The organism is Pseudonocardia yunnanensis (assembly GCF_039534065.1).
Classification (GTDB): domain Bacteria; phylum Actinomycetota; class Actinomycetes; order Mycobacteriales; family Pseudonocardiaceae; genus Pseudonocardia; species Pseudonocardia yunnanensis.
The window spans coordinates 360,836-375,645 of the sequence record NZ_BAAAUS010000013.1 but is presented as its reverse complement, the minus strand read 5'-3'; the positions used below and the strand labels follow the sequence as shown (position 1 = coordinate 375,645).

Annotated in this window: 14 protein-coding genes; 7 read left to right on the top strand and 7 right to left on the bottom strand. The window is 71.3% G+C overall.

Annotated elements, in window-relative coordinates; all coding sequences use genetic code 11:
* Positions 1 to 329: 329 nt before the first annotated feature.
* Together ABD743_RS15590 and ABD743_RS15585 are read right to left on the bottom strand one after the other, a co-directional pair.
* Positions 330 to 1,214, bottom strand: a complete 885-nt coding sequence (locus ABD743_RS15590; RefSeq protein WP_344722766.1) for a 3-methyladenine DNA glycosylase — start codon at positions 1,212 to 1,214, stop codon at positions 330 to 332.
* A 45-nt stretch (positions 1,215 to 1,259) separates the two neighbouring features.
* Complete coding sequence (locus tag ABD743_RS15585) at positions 1,260 to 1,646, bottom strand: winged helix-turn-helix transcriptional regulator (RefSeq protein WP_344722765.1); 387 nt, start codon at positions 1,644 to 1,646, stop codon at positions 1,260 to 1,262.
* 106 nt (positions 1,647 to 1,752) lie between these two features.
* Between ABD743_RS15585 and ABD743_RS15580 the strand changes: the two genes are divergently transcribed.
* Positions 1,753 to 2,124 (top strand): VOC family protein, encoded by a 372-nt coding sequence (locus tag ABD743_RS15580; protein WP_344722764.1) that lies wholly within the window; start codon positions 1,753 to 1,755, stop codon positions 2,122 to 2,124.
* A gap of 20 nt (positions 2,125 to 2,144) precedes the next feature.
* Here ABD743_RS15580 and ABD743_RS15575 read toward each other — a convergent pair whose 3' ends face one another.
* Positions 2,145 to 3,197, bottom strand: coding sequence for a hemolysin family protein (locus ABD743_RS15575; RefSeq protein ID WP_344722763.1), 1,053 nt, complete (start codon positions 3,195 to 3,197; stop codon positions 2,145 to 2,147).
* Entirely contained in the window at positions 3,190 to 4,542 is a 1,353-nt protein-coding gene (locus ABD743_RS15570; protein WP_344722762.1) for a hemolysin family protein, read from the bottom strand. Before ABD743_RS15570 ends, ABD743_RS15575 begins: the two co-directional genes overlap by 8 nt.
* Positions 4,543 to 4,791: 249 nt before the next feature.
* Between ABD743_RS15570 and coaA the strand changes: the two genes are divergently transcribed.
* Together coaA and ABD743_RS15560 are read left to right on the top strand one after the other, a co-directional pair.
* A complete protein-coding gene (gene coaA / locus ABD743_RS15565; protein ID WP_344722761.1) occupies positions 4,792 to 5,754 on the top strand; it encodes a type I pantothenate kinase in 963 nt (320 codons plus the stop codon).
* 40 nt (positions 5,755 to 5,794) lie between these two features.
* A complete protein-coding gene (locus ABD743_RS15560; protein WP_344722760.1) occupies positions 5,795 to 6,247 on the top strand; it encodes a MarR family winged helix-turn-helix transcriptional regulator in 453 nt (150 codons plus the stop codon).
* An 18-nt stretch (positions 6,248 to 6,265) separates the two neighbouring features.
* Here the strand turns inward: ABD743_RS15560 and ABD743_RS15555 are convergent, their stop codons facing one another.
* Entirely contained in the window at positions 6,266 to 7,060 is a 795-nt protein-coding gene (locus ABD743_RS15555; RefSeq protein ID WP_344722759.1) for a DUF427 domain-containing protein, read from the bottom strand.
* A 64-nt stretch (positions 7,061 to 7,124) separates the two neighbouring features.
* A complete protein-coding gene (gene asnB, locus ABD743_RS15550) occupies positions 7,125 to 8,984 on the bottom strand; it encodes an asparagine synthase (glutamine-hydrolyzing) (RefSeq protein WP_344722758.1) in 1,860 nt (619 codons plus the stop codon).
* Positions 8,985 to 9,070: 86 nt separating this feature from the next.
* On the opposite strand from asnB, the gene ABD743_RS15545 reads away from it, so the two are divergent.
* From ABD743_RS15545 to ABD743_RS15535, 3 genes are all read left to right on the top strand, one after another.
* Positions 9,071 to 9,553: a MarR family winged helix-turn-helix transcriptional regulator gene (locus tag ABD743_RS15545; RefSeq protein WP_344722757.1), complete on the top strand. Its 483-nt coding sequence runs from the start codon at positions 9,071 to 9,073 to the stop codon at positions 9,551 to 9,553.
* 127 nt (positions 9,554 to 9,680) lie between these two features.
* On the top strand, positions 9,681 to 11,558 hold the full coding sequence (locus tag ABD743_RS15540; protein ID WP_344722756.1) for a serine/threonine-protein kinase: 1,878 nt from the start codon (positions 9,681 to 9,683) through the stop codon (positions 11,556 to 11,558).
* Positions 11,555 to 12,721 (top strand): heparan-alpha-glucosaminide N-acetyltransferase domain-containing protein, encoded by a 1,167-nt coding sequence (locus ABD743_RS15535; protein ID WP_344722755.1) that lies wholly within the window; start codon positions 11,555 to 11,557, stop codon positions 12,719 to 12,721. The genes ABD743_RS15540 and ABD743_RS15535 overlap by 4 nt, the downstream gene beginning before the upstream one ends.
* A 13-nt stretch (positions 12,722 to 12,734) precedes the next feature.
* Here ABD743_RS15535 and ABD743_RS15530 read toward each other — a convergent pair whose 3' ends face one another.
* Complete coding sequence (locus ABD743_RS15530) at positions 12,735 to 13,487, bottom strand: sulfite exporter TauE/SafE family protein (RefSeq protein WP_344722754.1); 753 nt, start codon at positions 13,485 to 13,487, stop codon at positions 12,735 to 12,737.
* 333 nt (positions 13,488 to 13,820) lie between these two features.
* Between ABD743_RS15530 and ABD743_RS15525 the strand changes: the two genes are divergently transcribed.
* Positions 13,821 to 14,804: an NADPH:quinone oxidoreductase family protein gene (locus ABD743_RS15525; protein ID WP_344722753.1), complete on the top strand. Its 984-nt coding sequence runs from the start codon at positions 13,821 to 13,823 to the stop codon at positions 14,802 to 14,804.
* Positions 14,805 to 14,810: the final 6 nt, after the last annotated feature.

Genomic DNA, 14,810 nt, shown 5'->3' with positions numbered 1-14,810 from the left:
AGCGAACGAGTGGTCGGCGACGCCCGCTAGACCGGGGGAGTAGCCGTAGCCGGCCGGGTCGACGGCCGCCGTTCCCGGGGGAGGTGTGGTCCTGACCGGCCCGAGACGACGACGCCGAACTCACGGTCGTGCGGGCGGGTGAACCCCCTCCAGGCCACCCGCCCGCAGCACGAAGAGGGGCCGTGGACCTGGCCTGATACAGAAATCCTCAAAAGGTTTGCTCGCTTCTTCCAGGTCAATCAATCATTGACGCCTACATACCGTCGATCAAAGATTGACCACCAACACCAGCGCTGACGAAGAAGCGGACCGGCATGCGCGGGCGCCGCTCAGCGATCCGTGAGCAGGACCTCGCACAGCTCGACGAGACGACGCCGCAGGGGAGTGGCGCGCCGGGCGAAGTCGGCCTGGGCACGGGCGTACTCGGCCCGGCCGGCCGGGGTTTCGATCTGAATGGGGGAGTAGCCGTAGCCGGCCAGGTCGTAGGGGCTCGCGCGCATGTCGAGCTCCCGCACCTCCACGGCAAGCGCGAAGCAGTCGGCGAGCAGCTCGGCCGGTGTCGCCGGGGCGAGCTTGTAGGCCCACTTGTAGAGGTCCATCGTGGCGTGCAGACAGCCGGGCTGCTCGTTCGCCACCTGGTCGGCGCGCTCCGGGTGGATGGCGTTGAGCGGCCGCGCGGCACGTGTGAAGAAGCGGTAGGCGTCGTGGTGCGTGCAGTGCACCGGCAGCGACTCGACCACGGCGTCGGTTCCCGCCGGCCCGAGCCGTAGCGGAACTGCTGTGTGCCGGGGTGCGTCGCTGCGATACACCATCGCCCACTCGTGCAGCCCGAAGCAGCTCAACCGGGCGGGGCGAGAGGCTGTCGCCACGAGCAGGTCGCGCACGAATGCTGCCGTCGTGACGAACCGGGGAGGCAAGGCGCGCACGTCGAGCCGCACGTGGTCGCCGTCGCGGACGTGGCCCGGGAGCACCAGCAGCTCGTCCCCGTGTCGCAGGAGGAGTCCAGGCCCCGGCTGCCACTGCTCGAGCCGGGCCGGGCGGAGCGAATAGTAGGTGAAGAGGAAGTCCATGACGGGGTGCGGCTCGCCGCGGCGGCGGCGCTCGCGGTGAGGCGACGTCCAGCGCTCGACACGCGCCCGGTGCACGGCGGCGCGCTCCCGCCAGTCCGGCTCCTCGAGCAGCGTGGGCGCCGCGGAGGGGGCCGGGGTCGTCACGGCGGTCCACGCTACCGACGGACGCTGTGGGCGGGGCGGGCGCCGTCAGCGCTGGAGAGTGTCGAAGCGGTGGCGGGCCTCGACGATGTGCTCCAGGTACCGGTGGGTCCACGTGCACATCTCGTTGATCGTCGCCCGGAGCACGAGTCCGGCCTCGGTGAGGCTGTAGTCGACCCGGGGCGGGACGACCGGATGCACGAGGCGTGTCACCACGCCGTCTCGTTCGAGGCTGCGCAGCGTCTGGGTGAGCATCTTGTGGCTGATCCCCTCGACCGCCGCGCGCACCTCCGTGAAGCGCAAGGTGTCCTCACCGAGGGTGTTGATGATCAGCAGTGCCCATCGGTTGGCGATGCTCGCGAAGATCTCCCGTGCCAGTGCCTCGCTCCGCGCCCGGTCGGCCGGCTCCGCTGTGCTCCTGACCTGTGCGGTCACCGTCAGGTTCCTCTCTCACCGTCAAGTGCGTTCTTCTCGATCACTTCCGCTGTTCCTATCGTGGGTCAGGAACCGAAAAACGACACATGAACGAATGGTGGATCATATGCAGATTCTGCGGACCTACGGCCGACTCTGGGTGGACGATCTCGATCAGGCGCTGCCCTTCCTGCGGGAACTGGTCGGGCGCGAACCTGATCTCCATTTCGCATTCGACGACGTCAAGGCGGCCGCCATCGGGAACTTCCTGGTCATCGACGTGCCGCCGGCGGAGCGGTCGCGGTATCCGGGTACGGCAACCGTGGTGGTCTCCGATCTCGATGAGGTAACGCAGGCACTCGCCGCGCACGGCGGGCACATCACCGTGCCGGAGTCGACGTCCGAAACCGGACGGTTCCTCTACGCCCGCCATGCGGACGGTGCCGAGGTCGAGTACGTGCAGTGGCGGCCCGAGGTCATCGAACGCATCCTCGGCTGACCTGGCACGGCCAGGGGCCCTCAGGCCTGCGCGCGCGGCGCGTGCGTGGCGTCGCGGACCTCACCGACGTAGGTCTCCACGAGATCCTCCATCGCCACGAGCCCGACCGTCCCCCCGCGGCCGTCCACGGCGCGGCCCAGGTGGGCGCGGGCGCGGCGCAGCACGGCGAGCGCCTCGTCGAGCCGGACGGAGACCGGCACCTCCGGAAGGCCGCGGATCCGCTCGATCGGCACGGCGGCGTCCGGGTCGTCGACGAGGTCGAGGATGTCCTTGACGTGGAGGTACCCGCTGAAATGCCCGTCGGCGGCCCGGACCGGGAACCGGGAGAAGCCGGTGTCGGCGACGCTGCGCGCAACGTCGTCGACCGTGGGGTTCACCGGCAGAGCCACCATCTCCTCGCTCGGTACGAGGACGTCACCGACGGTGGCCTCGGCCGAGCGGAGCGTGCGGCTGATGCGGCGGGACTCGTGGTCGTCGAGCAGGCCTTCGCGTCCCGACTCGGCGATGAGATCGGCGAGCTCGCCGGGGGTGAAGGACGTCTCGAGCTCGTCGCGCGGCTCCACCCGCAGGAGCCGCAGCACGCCGTTGGCCATCACGTTGAACAGCTCGATCAGCGGCCGCATCGCCGTGGTGAAGAGAAGGAACGGCGGCACCAGCCAGATCGCGGTGCGCTCGGGTCCGGCGATGGCGATGTTCTTGGGCACCATCTCACCGAGGAGGATGTGTGCGACCACCACGATGGCCAGCGACACCGCGAACGCGATGGGGTGCAGCAGGGCGTCCGGCATGCCCAGCCAGTGCAGTGGGCGCTCGATGAGGTGGGCCACGGCCGGCTCGCCGAGACGGCCGAGCAGCAGCGAGCAGATCGTGATGCCCAGCTGCGACGCCGCGAGCATCCGGGACAGGTCGGCGCCGGCCTTGAGGACGGTCCGGGCGGACGCCGTGCCGGAGGCTGCCATCGCCTCGAGCCGGTCGCGACGGGCGGAGATCAGCGAGAACTCGGCTCCGACGAAGAAGGCGTTGGCGGCGAGCAATGCGATCGCCGCCAGCAGCGCGAGCAGGTCGTTACCCATGGGCGGCCTCCTCCTGCCGGGCAGGGGGCGCAGGGACGGTGTCGGCGCGAGCGAGACGTAGCTCGGCGATGCGGTTGCGGTCGCGGCGCATGACAGTGAGCCGCCATCCGTCCACGTCGACATCCTCTCCGACGTCGGGGATGTGCCCGAGTTGGGCGAGCACCAGCCCGGCCAGCGTCTCGTAGTCGCCGTCGGGCATCTCGAACCCGGTGGCATCGGCCACCTCGTCGCTGCGCAGCAGGCCCGATACGAGCCAGCTGCCCCGACCCAGTGGGCGCACCTGGGCCTGCTCGGCGCGGTCGTGCTCGTCGCGTACGTCGCCGACGATCTCCTCGACGAGGTCTTCGAGGGTGACGATGCCCGCCGTGCCGCCGTACTCGTCCACGACCACGGCGAGCTGCAGGCCGGAGCTCCGGAGCCGGGTGAGCAGCTCGTCGCCGTCGAGCGACTCCGGGACCGTCGGGACGGTCTGGACGATGCCGCGCAGGGCAACGTGGTCCCGCTCGGACGCCGGCACTCCGAATGCCTGCTTCACGTGCACCACGCCGAGCACGGAGTCCGGGTCGCGGTCGTGCACGATGAAACGGGAGAAGCCGCTGCGGCGGGCCAGTGCCACCAGATCGGCCACGGTGTCGTCGGCGTCGAGGGACTCGACCCGCACCCGGGGGGTCATCAGGTCCTCGGCGACACGGTCGGTGAACCGCAGCGAGCGGTCCAGCAGGGTGGCGGTGCCGGCGTCCAGGGTGCCGTGCTGTGCGCTGGAGCGGACCAGCGAGCTGAGCTCGCTCGGCGATCGTGCCGAGCGCAGCTCCTCGGCGGGTTCGACCCCGAGCCGCCGTACGACGGTGTTGGCCGCGCCGTTGAGCCCCGTGATGAGCCATCGGAACGCGTGGGCGAACCCGCTCTGCAACCACACCACGGCACGTGCGGTGCGCAGTGGGTCGGCGATGGCCAGGTTCTTCGGCACGAGCTCGCCGAACACCATCGACAGCGTTGTGGCGAACAGCAGTGACAGCACGGTGGCGGTCCCCGCGGCCAGCCCGTCCGACAGGCCGATCGCGGTGAGTGCCGGACGGAAGAGCGACGCGATGGCGGGTTCGGCGATGTATCCGGTGACCAGCGTCGTGACGGTGATGCCGAGCTGGCTACCGGAGAGCTGGAACGACAGGGCGCGATGGGCCTTCTGTACAGCGCGGGCGCGCCGGTCGCCGACCTCGGCGACGTGGCCGTCGACCTGGCTGCGCTCGAGCGCGGTGAGGGCGAACTCGGACGCTACGGATATGGCCGTGCCGAGGGTGAGCAGCGCGACGGCGACCAGCCCGAGGATCGACCACAGGACGTTCATCGGCCGCGCCGACGACGGATACGACCGCAGGGCAGACGGACGGTGTGCCGGGATGGACCCGGCCTTCTACTGCAACCCGGCTCGGCGGGGTGTGCACGGGGCACAGGCGTGCTCCTCGTCAGGCGGAGCCCTCATCCTAGGTCGCACTGCCTGCAGGGGCAGACCCACGTCGTACCGCAGGTTGTCCGGACGTCGCGCCGGTCACGTCTCGAAGCGGTGACCGGCTCGGGGGATCTAAGTTGCACGGTCATGGACGGCAGTCGCAATGGTGCGCGCGAAACGTCCTCGCCGTTCGTGGACTTCGACCGGGCGGCGTGGGCGAAGCTTGGCGAGAACACTCCACTCCCGCTCACGGCGGAGGAGCTCGACCAGGTGCGAAGCCTCGGGGACGAGGTCGACCTCGACGAGGTCCGTGAGGTGTACCTGCCGCTGTCGCGGCTGCTCACCATGCACGTCCAGGAGGGCGGACGGCTCTACCGGGCGTACCGGACGTTCCTGGGCGCCCGGACCGCGCGCACCCCGTTCGTGATCGGGATCGCAGGGTCGGTGTCTGTGGGGAAATCCACAACGGCCCGGCTGATGCGGCTCCTGCTCGCCCGTTGGCCGCAGCACCCGCGCGTGGAGTTGGTGACGACCGATGGGTTCCTGCATCCCAACGCCGAGTTGGAGCGGCGCGGGCTGATGTCCCGCAAGGGCTTTCCGGAGTCGTACGACCGGCGGGCGCTGCTGCGGTTCGTCACGGAGGTCAAGGCCGGCCGGGCCGAGGTGACGGCCCCGGTCTACTCGCACCTCGTGTACGACATCCTGCCCGAGGAGCGGCTCACGGTGCACCGTCCGGACATCCTGCTGCTGGAGGGTCTCAACGTCCTGCAGCCTGCCCAGCCGGCGCGTGAGGGCGGCGCGGCGCTCGCGGTGAGCGACTTCATCGACTTCTCCGTCTACGTCGACGCGGCGACGGATGACATTCGGCGCTGGTACGTGGAGCGTTTCCTGCGGCTGCGGGAGACGGCGTTCCGCAATCCCGAGTCGTACTTCCGCCGCTATGCGGCGCTGGACGAGGCCGGGGCCATCGCGCGGGCCGAGAGCATCTGGGAAGAGATCAACGGGCCGAATCTGGAGCGGAACATCAAGCCCACGCGGGGCCGTGCGAGCCTCGTGCTCCGCAAGGGTCCGAAACACAACATCACCGGCATCCGGTTACGGAAAGTGTGACCGGAGCGACGGCCGGGAGAAGGCCTGGCACGATGGTCCGATGACCAGCGTTGACCACGTCGACACCGACGAGCAGACCGAGCTCGCAGCCCGGCTGCGTCTGGTCGTCGGAAGGCTGAACCGCCGTATCCGGATCGACGGGCGGGAATCGATCCCACCGTTACAGCTGTCCGCGCTGGTCACGGTCGAACAGCACGGGCCGCTGCGGCTCTCGGAGCTTGCGCGACGGGAGGCCGTGACGGCCCCGACGATGAGCAGGGTGCTCGCGTCCCTGGACGAGCAGGGCCTCGTGATCCGCACGCCGGACCCCAACGACGCCCGGGGCGTGCGGATCGTGTTGTCCGATCAGGGCGCCGCCCGGCTGGCCGAGGTGCGGTCGCACCGCACGGCGTTGGTGGCCCGGCGCCTGGCCCGCCTCGATCCCGAGCAGCGTCGCATCCTCGATGTGGCGCTCCCGGCGCTCGAAGCTCTGCTGGTGGACGAGGAGAACTGAGTGGCGTTCCGGCCTGGATCAGGCCGGTTCGCCGTCGACCAGCACCTTCAGGTCGTCGTGCATGAAGCTCACCCGGCCGGCGATCCGCGACGACTCCGGCAGCGGCTCCGGGTAGCCCCAGGCGGCGTCGGTGAGCTCCCGGCCGTCCGGCAGCCGCACCGTCCAGTAGCTCGCGTCGCCCTTGTACGGGCAGTACGTGCTCGTGGTGGTGGCCTCGAGCGGCACCACCACGTCGTCGGGCGAGAGGTACCAGCGCAGCGGGTACCCGGTCTCGTCGAGCACCAGAGCGGCGTTGGACTCGGCGACCATCGTGTCGCCTGCGAGCACCTGCACGTGGCGGGCCGACCGGCGCACGTCGACCCGGTGGTAGGGGTCGGTCAGTGCTCGCGCCGGTTCGTCCTCGTCGAACCAGGCGTCGGCGGCCTCCCAGTACAGGGAGGCGTAGCCGGCCAGCCAGGAGGCAGCGGGCGTCGGGTCCGGGTAGGCCCAGAGCGCGTTCTCCACCACGCGGTCTCCCACCCGCAGTGAGCGGTAGGTGGCGTCACCCTTGAACGGGCAGTGCGTTGTGAGGTCGCTCGGGACGAAGGCCGAGGCGTCGAGGTCGGCCTCGGGGACGTAGAACCGGGCCGGTAGCGCGGTCTCGTGGAGGAGCACGCCGTGGGTGGTGTCAAGCACCGTCCGACCGGCGAACTCCGCCCGCACCCGGCGTGGGAAGGGATGCATGAGGAGTTTGTGGGCGGGTCCGTCGATGCGGTAGTTGACGGTCTTCGGCGCACCTGCTGACAGCGGCGCGTCGTTGCGAGTGAGGCCCATGGGAAGCCCAACGCCGCACCGGGCGTCGAGCTTCCCCCACGGGACCTCGGTTGGGTTCGCCGGCTCAGATGGCGAGGCTCACGTGGTAGTCGGTCAGGAAGGCCTCGAGCGTGAGGATCTGCTCGAGCCCCCACCGGTTGCCGAACACTGCGCCGGTGTCGGGTGCGTCCAGCTCTGCACGGGCCCGGTCGACGTCGAGCAGGGGTGCCACTGCGGAGTCGCGGTTCGTCAGCAGCGCGGTGAACCCGTCGCGGAGCATCTGGTCGTAGGTCGGGTCCTGGGTGGAGGGGTAGGGGCTCTTGACCCGCTGCACGACCGACTGGGGCAGTACATCGGCGGTGGCGGCCCGCAGCAGGCTCTTCTCGCGCCCGTCGAAGGTCTTGTGGGCCCACGGCGTGCCGAACACGTACTCCACGAGCCGGTGATCGCAGAAGGGCACCCGCACCTCCAGCCCCACGGCCATGCTCATCCGGTCCTTGCGGTCGAGCAGCATGGGCAGGAACCGGGTCAGGAACAGGTAGGAGATCTCGCGCATGCGCCGCTCGTGCGGATCCGCTGCGGCCGGCCCGGTCAGCTCGGGCACCTCCGCGAGCGCCCTGCGGTACTGGTCGTCGATGTAGCCGGGGAGGTCGAGCTTCCCGAGCAACCCGCGGTCCAGGAGCCGCTGAGTGCTCTCCAGACGCAGCGCGTTTCCGCCCAGCCACGGGAAGGTGTCGGCCTTGACGTAGATGGGGTCGTGGAACATCTGGTAGCCGCCGAAGACCTCGTCGGCCGACTCCCCGGACAGCGCCACCGTCGAGCGCTGCCGGATCGCCCGGAACAGCAGGTAGAGCGAGCTGTCGATGTCGCCCATGGTGATCGGCAGGTCGCGGGCGTGGCGGGCGGCGGCACGCACGTCCGGGTCCATGAGCTCGTTGGAGGACAGGGTGATGTCGGTGTGGTCGGTGCCGACGAACTCCGCGACCTCGTGCACGTACGGGCCGTCGGGTGTGGCGCGCATCGCGTCGGGCTTGAAGTTGTCGGTGTAGCCGACGAAGTCGACGGCGAAGGACCGGATCCGCTCCGTGCTGAAGCGCGCGGCGAGCGCGGTCATCGCCGAGGAGTCGAGCCCGCCGGACAGCAGCGTGCACAGCGGCACGTCGGAGATGAGCTGGCGCTGGATCGTGTCGTCGAGCAGTTCGCGGACGTGCCGGACGGTGGTGGGCACGTCGGCGGTGTGCGCGGTGTCGGTGAGCTGCCAGTAGCGCAGCTCCTGGATCCCGTCGCGGGTCACCCGGATGATGTAGCCGGGCGGGACCTCGCGCATTCCGCGGAACACGGCGTTGTGCGGGTCGGCGACGAACCCGAGTGCGCGGCGCAGGCCGTCGGCGTCGACAGCGCGCTCGGCGAGGCTGTTGGCGAGGATCGCCTTGGGCTCGGACCCGAACAACACTCCCTGCTCGGTGGGGTAGTAGTAGAGCGGCTTGATGCCGAGCCGGTCGCGCACGAGCAGCAGCTCATGGTTCGCGGAGTCCCAGAGGGCGTAGGCGAACATCCCGTTGAGCTCACGCACGGCGTCGCGGGGGTCGCGCCGGCCCCACTCACGGTGGGCCTGCAGCACCACCTCGGTGTCGCTGCTCGTCTGGAACCGGCAGCCCGCCCCGGCGAGCCGCTCGCGCAGCTCCCGGAAGTTGTAGGTCTCGCCGCTGTAGACGAGCGCCAGGCTGGTCCGGCCCTCCTCCTCGAGGGTCATCGGCTGGCGGCCGCCCTGGATGTCGATGATCGCCAGTCTGCGGTGCCCGAGTGCCACCGGGCCCTCGACCCAGGTGCCGTCGTCGTCGGGACCGCGGCAGGCCATCGTCGCCGTCATGCCGGCGAGCTCCCGCTGGGCGTCGGGGGTCGTCAGGTCTCGTTCGAAATCCACCCATCCGCAGATGCCGCACATGTCTGGGCTCCCTGAGTTTGCGTAACTATCGTGTAACACCATTGCACCTCGCAACGTTGCTTGCTGCAACGACGTACGCTCACTTCGTGCCCGATCGACCCTTTCCCGGAGCAGTGGTGTCCGTCACCGACTCCATCTCCCAAGTCGAACGAGAGATCACCGTGCTGCTCCGTAGGACGTTGGAGCACTTGTGGGCCCGCGGGTACGGCGAGGGTCCTGTTGACCGCTACACGTATCCGGTGCTGGTCTTGCTCGACTCCCACGGACCGATGTTGCTCACCGAGCTGACGGCGCGGATCGGGCTCAGCAAGCCCACCGTGAGCAGGCAAGTCTCCCGTCTCGGGTTCGCCTCGCTCGTGGAGACATGGCCGGCGCCGCACGACCCCCGTGCCGTCGTCGTCCGCCTCACACCGGAGGGTGCTCGTCAGGTGCAGTTGGTGGGCGAGGCGCGTCGTGAGAGCCTGCGCGCGGTGCTCGTCGGCTGGTCGGACACGGACAGCGACACTCTCGCGACGCTCTTGGCGCGCCTCAACACCGATCTCGCCGGCCATCACGGCGGTGACGACTAGTCAGAAACGGCCCATCCAACCCTTGTGCCGGACCCGGCACGAAACGCCCGTCCGCGCGCTCACCTGACAGCCGTGATGCCATAGTTGCAGAGGAGGGTTCTGCGGGCCGGCGGAGGGGGAGCATGTCGTGGACGGCCTGACCGCCCTGGTGGCCCAGCTCATCGCTGGCCTTCGGGGATACGTGCCGCCCGACGTCTGCCCTGGTGGCTGGCCTTGGGCGGTATCCGGACTGGGCGTGGCAGTCGGGCTGCTGCCCTCGATCGGCATCGTGGTGGTGGCCGCACTGCGCAAGCGCATCGGGTCGCGGTACGGGGTCGGCGAGTCCACGGTGCTGGTCGGCGCCGGGCTGCTCACCGCCGGGCTGCTGCCCCTGCTCGCCTTCATCGCGACCGGCCAGGTGTTCCGGCTCGCCGCCGACGGATCGGACGTTCCCGGGCTGACCAGCAGGCAGCTGGACGACCTCGGGAGCGCGGTGTGTATCGCGGGGCCGCAGTCGAGCTACCTCGGCGGGTACAGCGTCGCCGCGGCGTTCGACATGTCCAGGCCGGTCGAGTTCGGGCTCGCCGTGGTGCTGCTGGTCGGGTTCCCGCTGGTCGCCAGCATGTTCGTGGCCGTGCAGGCCCGGCTGGCCCTCCGTCGCGGCCCGGCCTGGCCCGCCAAGTTCTTCTGGCTGCCGATCCTGCTGCTCGTCGTGCTCACCGCAGAGACACCGGCCGGTAGCTCGGGTCACCTGTGGCTCGGCGTCACCGCGGGGAGCTTCCTCGGGATCTTCGTTGCGCTGACCGCGGGCGTGCCGTCGCGAGAGACCGTGCGCCGCTCACTCGCACCGCCCGCCCCGCGGCCGGTCCCCGCCGCGGCGCGTCCGGGTGTCATCCGGACCCCGCCGGTGCAGACCGGGGCCCGGGCGGCGGTCGCCGAGTCCGCGCGAACCCGGCCGCCGCTCGCCGAGCGCCTCGCCGAACGCTTCGCCGCGCGCGAGGCCGAGCCGCCGGTCGTACCGATTCCGCGGGCCGCTCCGCTGGCCGCCGGCCCGCAGACGCCTGTGGGACCGCCGCCAGGACGGAACGGGGGTGCCCCGCCGCCCACCCTGGTCGCGGGGGCGCCGCCCTACCCGACGGCGCCACCGCTCGCGGGCGCCGTCGGCCGCAACGGCGCCGCGCGCTTCCGGCTGATCAGCAGGCTCGGTTCCGGGGGTTTCGGACGGGTCTGGCTCGCCGATGACGCCCGGCTCGGGCACCCCGTCGCACTCAAGGCGGCGCACGCCCCGGACGCGGAGACCGAGCAGCGCATCCAGCGGGAGGCCCGGGCACTCGCCGCGGTGCGGCACCCGAACTGTGTGCGGATCCACGACCTGGTGCCGGCCGCGAGCGATCCCGGGCTCAGCGAACTCGACGGCATGGTCATCGTGATGGAGTACGTCGAGGGATCCTCGCTCGGCGAGCTGGTGCGCTCGCGGGGCCTCCTCGACGACATGGCCGCCGCCCGGGTCTGGGCGAGCGTGGCCGGGGCCCTCGATGCGGCCCACACGCGCGGAGTGATGCACCGTGACGTGAAGCCGGGCAACATCGTCGTGGACCGCATCGGGCAGGCACACCTGATCGACTTCGGGATCGCCCGCCGGACCGGCGACGCGACGATGACCCTTGCGGGTTTCGTGCTCGGCACCCCCGACTTCCTCGCGCCCGAGGTGGCCTGCGGGGAGCGCGCCACACCGGCGTCGGACTCGTGGCAGCTCGCCGCCACGATCTCCTACGCCCTCACGGGGCACCCGCCGCGCGGCGGGCACCCCGACGCCGTCTCCGGGCTGCGGGCCGCGGCCTCGGGCGCGCCACTCTCGCACCTGCCGAAGCGGTCGGCGCACCTCGCGCTCCTGCACGCCGGAATGGACAACGACCCCACCCGGCGCCCGCCGCTTCAGGTAGTACAGCGGGCGCTCGAGGACTGGCTGCGGCGCAGCGGCGCCCACCCGGACGGCCCGATGACGGCGGGCACGCGAGGCCGTTGAGGGCCGACCAGCCCGCATCCGGCACCGGTCGGCTCGCCGGCGTCGACGCCGCACGCGCGGTGGCGCTGGTGGGGATGTTCGCCACCCACATCCTGCCGTTGCGTGCCGGTGGCGCGCCGACGGCGGTCGGGCTCGTCGCCGACGGCCGGTCGTCGGCGCTGTTCGCCGTGCTGGCGGGGGTGGGAGTGGCGCTGTCCACGGGCGGGCCGCGCCGGCCCGCTGATGCCCGGGCGCATCGCGCCGCCGCGGCCGCACTGGCCGTACGCGGCCTGCTGGTGGGGCTGCTGGGGCTCTGGCTGGTGGAGTTCGACCCGCCGGTCGCGGTGATCCTCGCCTACTACGGGCTCCTGTTCGTGGTGGCGACGCTCCTGCTGCGACTACCGGCAACAGTGCTCGCGGTGAGTGCGGTCGTGGCCTGTGTCCTGGGCCCGACGATGAGCCTGCTGTTGCGGTCGGGCCTGCCGGCCGGGCCCGGTGGCCAACCGGGCCTCGCCGCAGTGGCCCAGCCCGGCGCCCTGCTGGAGACGTTGGCTCTGACCGGGATCTATCCGGTGTTGCCGTGGATCACCTATCTCCTGGCCGGGATGGCTGTCGGCCGCATGGACCTGCGCAGCACCCGGGTGGCAGCGGGCCTGCTGGTCGGCGGCACGGTGCTCGCACTGCTGGCCGTCGGGACGTCGGCGCTGCTCCTGGGGCCCGGAGGCGGTGCGGCGGCGCTCGGCCCCACGGCGCTGGCCCAGCGCCGCTACGGGACCACGCCCACCGGCAGTTGGTGGTGGCTGGCGGTCGACACCCCGCACTCGGGAGCGCCGCTCGACCTCGCCCACACCACGGGCACGGCGCTCGCGGTGCTGGGCGCGATGCTGCTCCTGGCCCGGTGGGCCCGGCCGGCCGTGCTGGTGCCGGCCGCGCTCGGGGCGGTGCCGCTCACGCTCTACACGCTGCACGTCATCGCGCTGGCGGCGTACCCGGGCACGGTCCCCGACGGAAGTCCGGACGAGGGCGCGCTCCTGGTCGGGCACGTCCTGGCCGCCACCGCGATCGCGACGGCACTGTGGCTGGCCGGACGGCGGGGACCTTTCGAGTCCGTGGTCTCGGGTGCCGCCCGGCGGGTTCGGGGTGCGCTCGACCCTGCCCGACCCGCCCCTGCGCCCGGCCGCTGAGATCCCGCAGGACTCAGAACGCCTGCAGGCCCAGCCGCACGGCCAGCACCATCCCGGCCACGGCGATCGCGATGCGCAGCACGGAACCGGGAAGGCGGCGCGCCAACAGGGGACCCGTCCAGCCGCCCACCAGCAGGCCGGCAGCCAGGGGAAGGACGGCCCACCACTCCACGGGCCCGAACACCGCGAACCCGACGGCGGCGATGCCGTTCGCGAGCCCCAGCAGCACATTCTTGAGCGCGTTGCCCTGCAGCAACGACACCGGAAGGGCCACGAGCAGCAGCGCCAGCATCAACACGCCGGCAGCGGCGCCGAAGTACCCGCCGTACACCGAGACGGCGACGATCCCGGCGATCACGCCCGGGCCCGTCCGGTGGGAGGAAGCGGTGACCATCGTCGACTTGATCATCGGCTGCAGAAGCAGCGCGAGCGAGGCCGCTGCGACGAGGAACGGCACGATCCGCACGAACAGCCCGTCCGGAGTGAGCAGGAGCAACCCGGCGCCTGTCGCGCCGCCGAGCACGGCGAGCAGCGCGAACCGCCGGACGGTCGGCCCCTGACCGGTGAGCTCGGGACGGGAGCCGGCGGTGGAACCGAGCGAGCTGAACGTCAGCGCGACCGTGTTGGTGACGTTCGCCGCGGTGGCGGGCATGCCGGCAGCCAGGAGCGCGGGGTAGGAGAACAGGGACGCCAGCCCGGCCATCGATCCGGCCAGCCCGGCAGCGACACCGGCGCCGACCAGCAGAAGGAAGGTGCCGATAACCACGTTAAAGAACTTTAACGAGGCATCGGTTGCGAATCCTGCGGATGCGACCACACCCACAGCGCGGACTCTGCGCCGACGTCGCCCACCCGGACCCGGCCCGACATGGTGTCGGACACTACGTCCGATGCGATGTAGCGTTGTCCGGGCGGGCGAGGACACCCACATCCCATGACCGCTCGACGGAGATCGTGTCCTCGTGGCAGGCCGACGATGTGACCGGCCTCTCCGCCCTCGCAGGAGCGCGAGCGCTACGCGGTCGTAAGGGCAACGGTCGAGGCCCGCGTTCCGGCGGCGAGCCGACTGGATTCCGGCAACGGCAGAGGATGGACAACGGTGGTTCACGGCAGGTCCTGGCAGGCTCATTCCTTCGGCGAGCCGAAGGACGTGCTGCGCGTGGAGGAGGTCGAGTGGGCCGCCCCCACGCCGGGACGTGTGCTGGTGAAGGTCCGCGTGTGCGGGGTCGGCCTGCCCGACCTGCTCATGACCACGGGCGCCTACCCACCGCTGCCCCAGCCGCCCGTCGTGCCCGGTCAGGAAGTGGCCGGTGAAGTCGTCGCCGCCCCTGCAGGCTCGGCGTTCACGGTCGGGGACCGGGTCATGGGTTCCACGGCGTTCGTCGAGGGCTGGGGCGGCTACTCGGACTACGCGTACTTGCGCGAGGCGAAAACGGTCGGTATTCCGGCTGCGATGACCGACGAGGAGGCCGCCGGTTTCGTGATCGGCTTCCGCACCGCTTACGCCGGTCTCTGCGACCGCGTCCGCGTCGCGTCCGGGGAGGTGCTCCTGGTCCTCGGCGCGGCGGGCAACACCGGCGCATCGGCCGTCCAGCTCGGGAAGGCGCTCGGGGCCACGGTCATCGCGACCGCCGGCACCGAGGAGAAGCTCGAGTTCTGCACCCGGATAGGGGCCGACAACGTCGTCAACCACCGGACCGAGGACGTCGCGGAGGCGGTCCTCGCGATCACCGCCGGCCGGGGCGCCGACGTCGTCTTCGACCCGGTCGGCGGCGAACTCGGCACCCGCGCCACGACTGCCGTCGCTCGCCTCGGCCGCATCGCGGTGATCGGCTACGCGAGCGGTTCCTGGCTCACCCTCGATCCGCTCGACATGGTGCTGCGCAACTACACGGCCGCCGGTGTCTTCGCCGGCGGCACCGTCGAGGAGGACCAGGCCGCGTACGGGCAGCTCGTCGAGCTGGCCGAACGCGGCGCCATCAGGACGCCGGTCACCACCGTCGTGGCGTTCGACGACGTTCCCGACGTGATCAGCGCCGTGCCGACCGCGCCCCCGGGGAAGGCCGTCGTCCGCATCTCCTGAGGACGA

Bases quoted from the DNA above. Each gene is read 5' to 3' on its own strand.
- ABD743_RS15580 (WP_344722764.1), top strand. From the start codon at position 1,753: ATGCAGATTCTGCGGACCTACGGCCGACTCTGGGTGGACGATCTCGAT.
- ABD743_RS15575 (WP_344722763.1), bottom strand. From the start codon at position 3,197: ATGGGTAACGACCTGCTCGCGCTGCTGGCGGCGATCGCATTGCTCGCC.
- ABD743_RS15570 (WP_344722762.1), bottom strand. From the start codon at position 4,542: ATGAACGTCCTGTGGTCGATCCTCGGGCTGGTCGCCGTCGCGCTGCTC.
- coaA (WP_344722761.1), top strand. From the start codon at position 4,792: ATGGACGGCAGTCGCAATGGTGCGCGCGAAACGTCCTCGCCGTTCGTG.
- ABD743_RS15560 (WP_344722760.1), top strand. From the start codon at position 5,795: ATGACCAGCGTTGACCACGTCGACACCGACGAGCAGACCGAGCTCGCA.
- ABD743_RS15555 (WP_344722759.1), bottom strand. From the start codon at position 7,060: ATGGGCCTCACTCGCAACGACGCGCCGCTGTCAGCAGGTGCGCCGAAG.
- asnB (WP_344722758.1), bottom strand. From the start codon at position 8,984: ATGTGCGGCATCTGCGGATGGGTGGATTTCGAACGAGACCTGACGACC.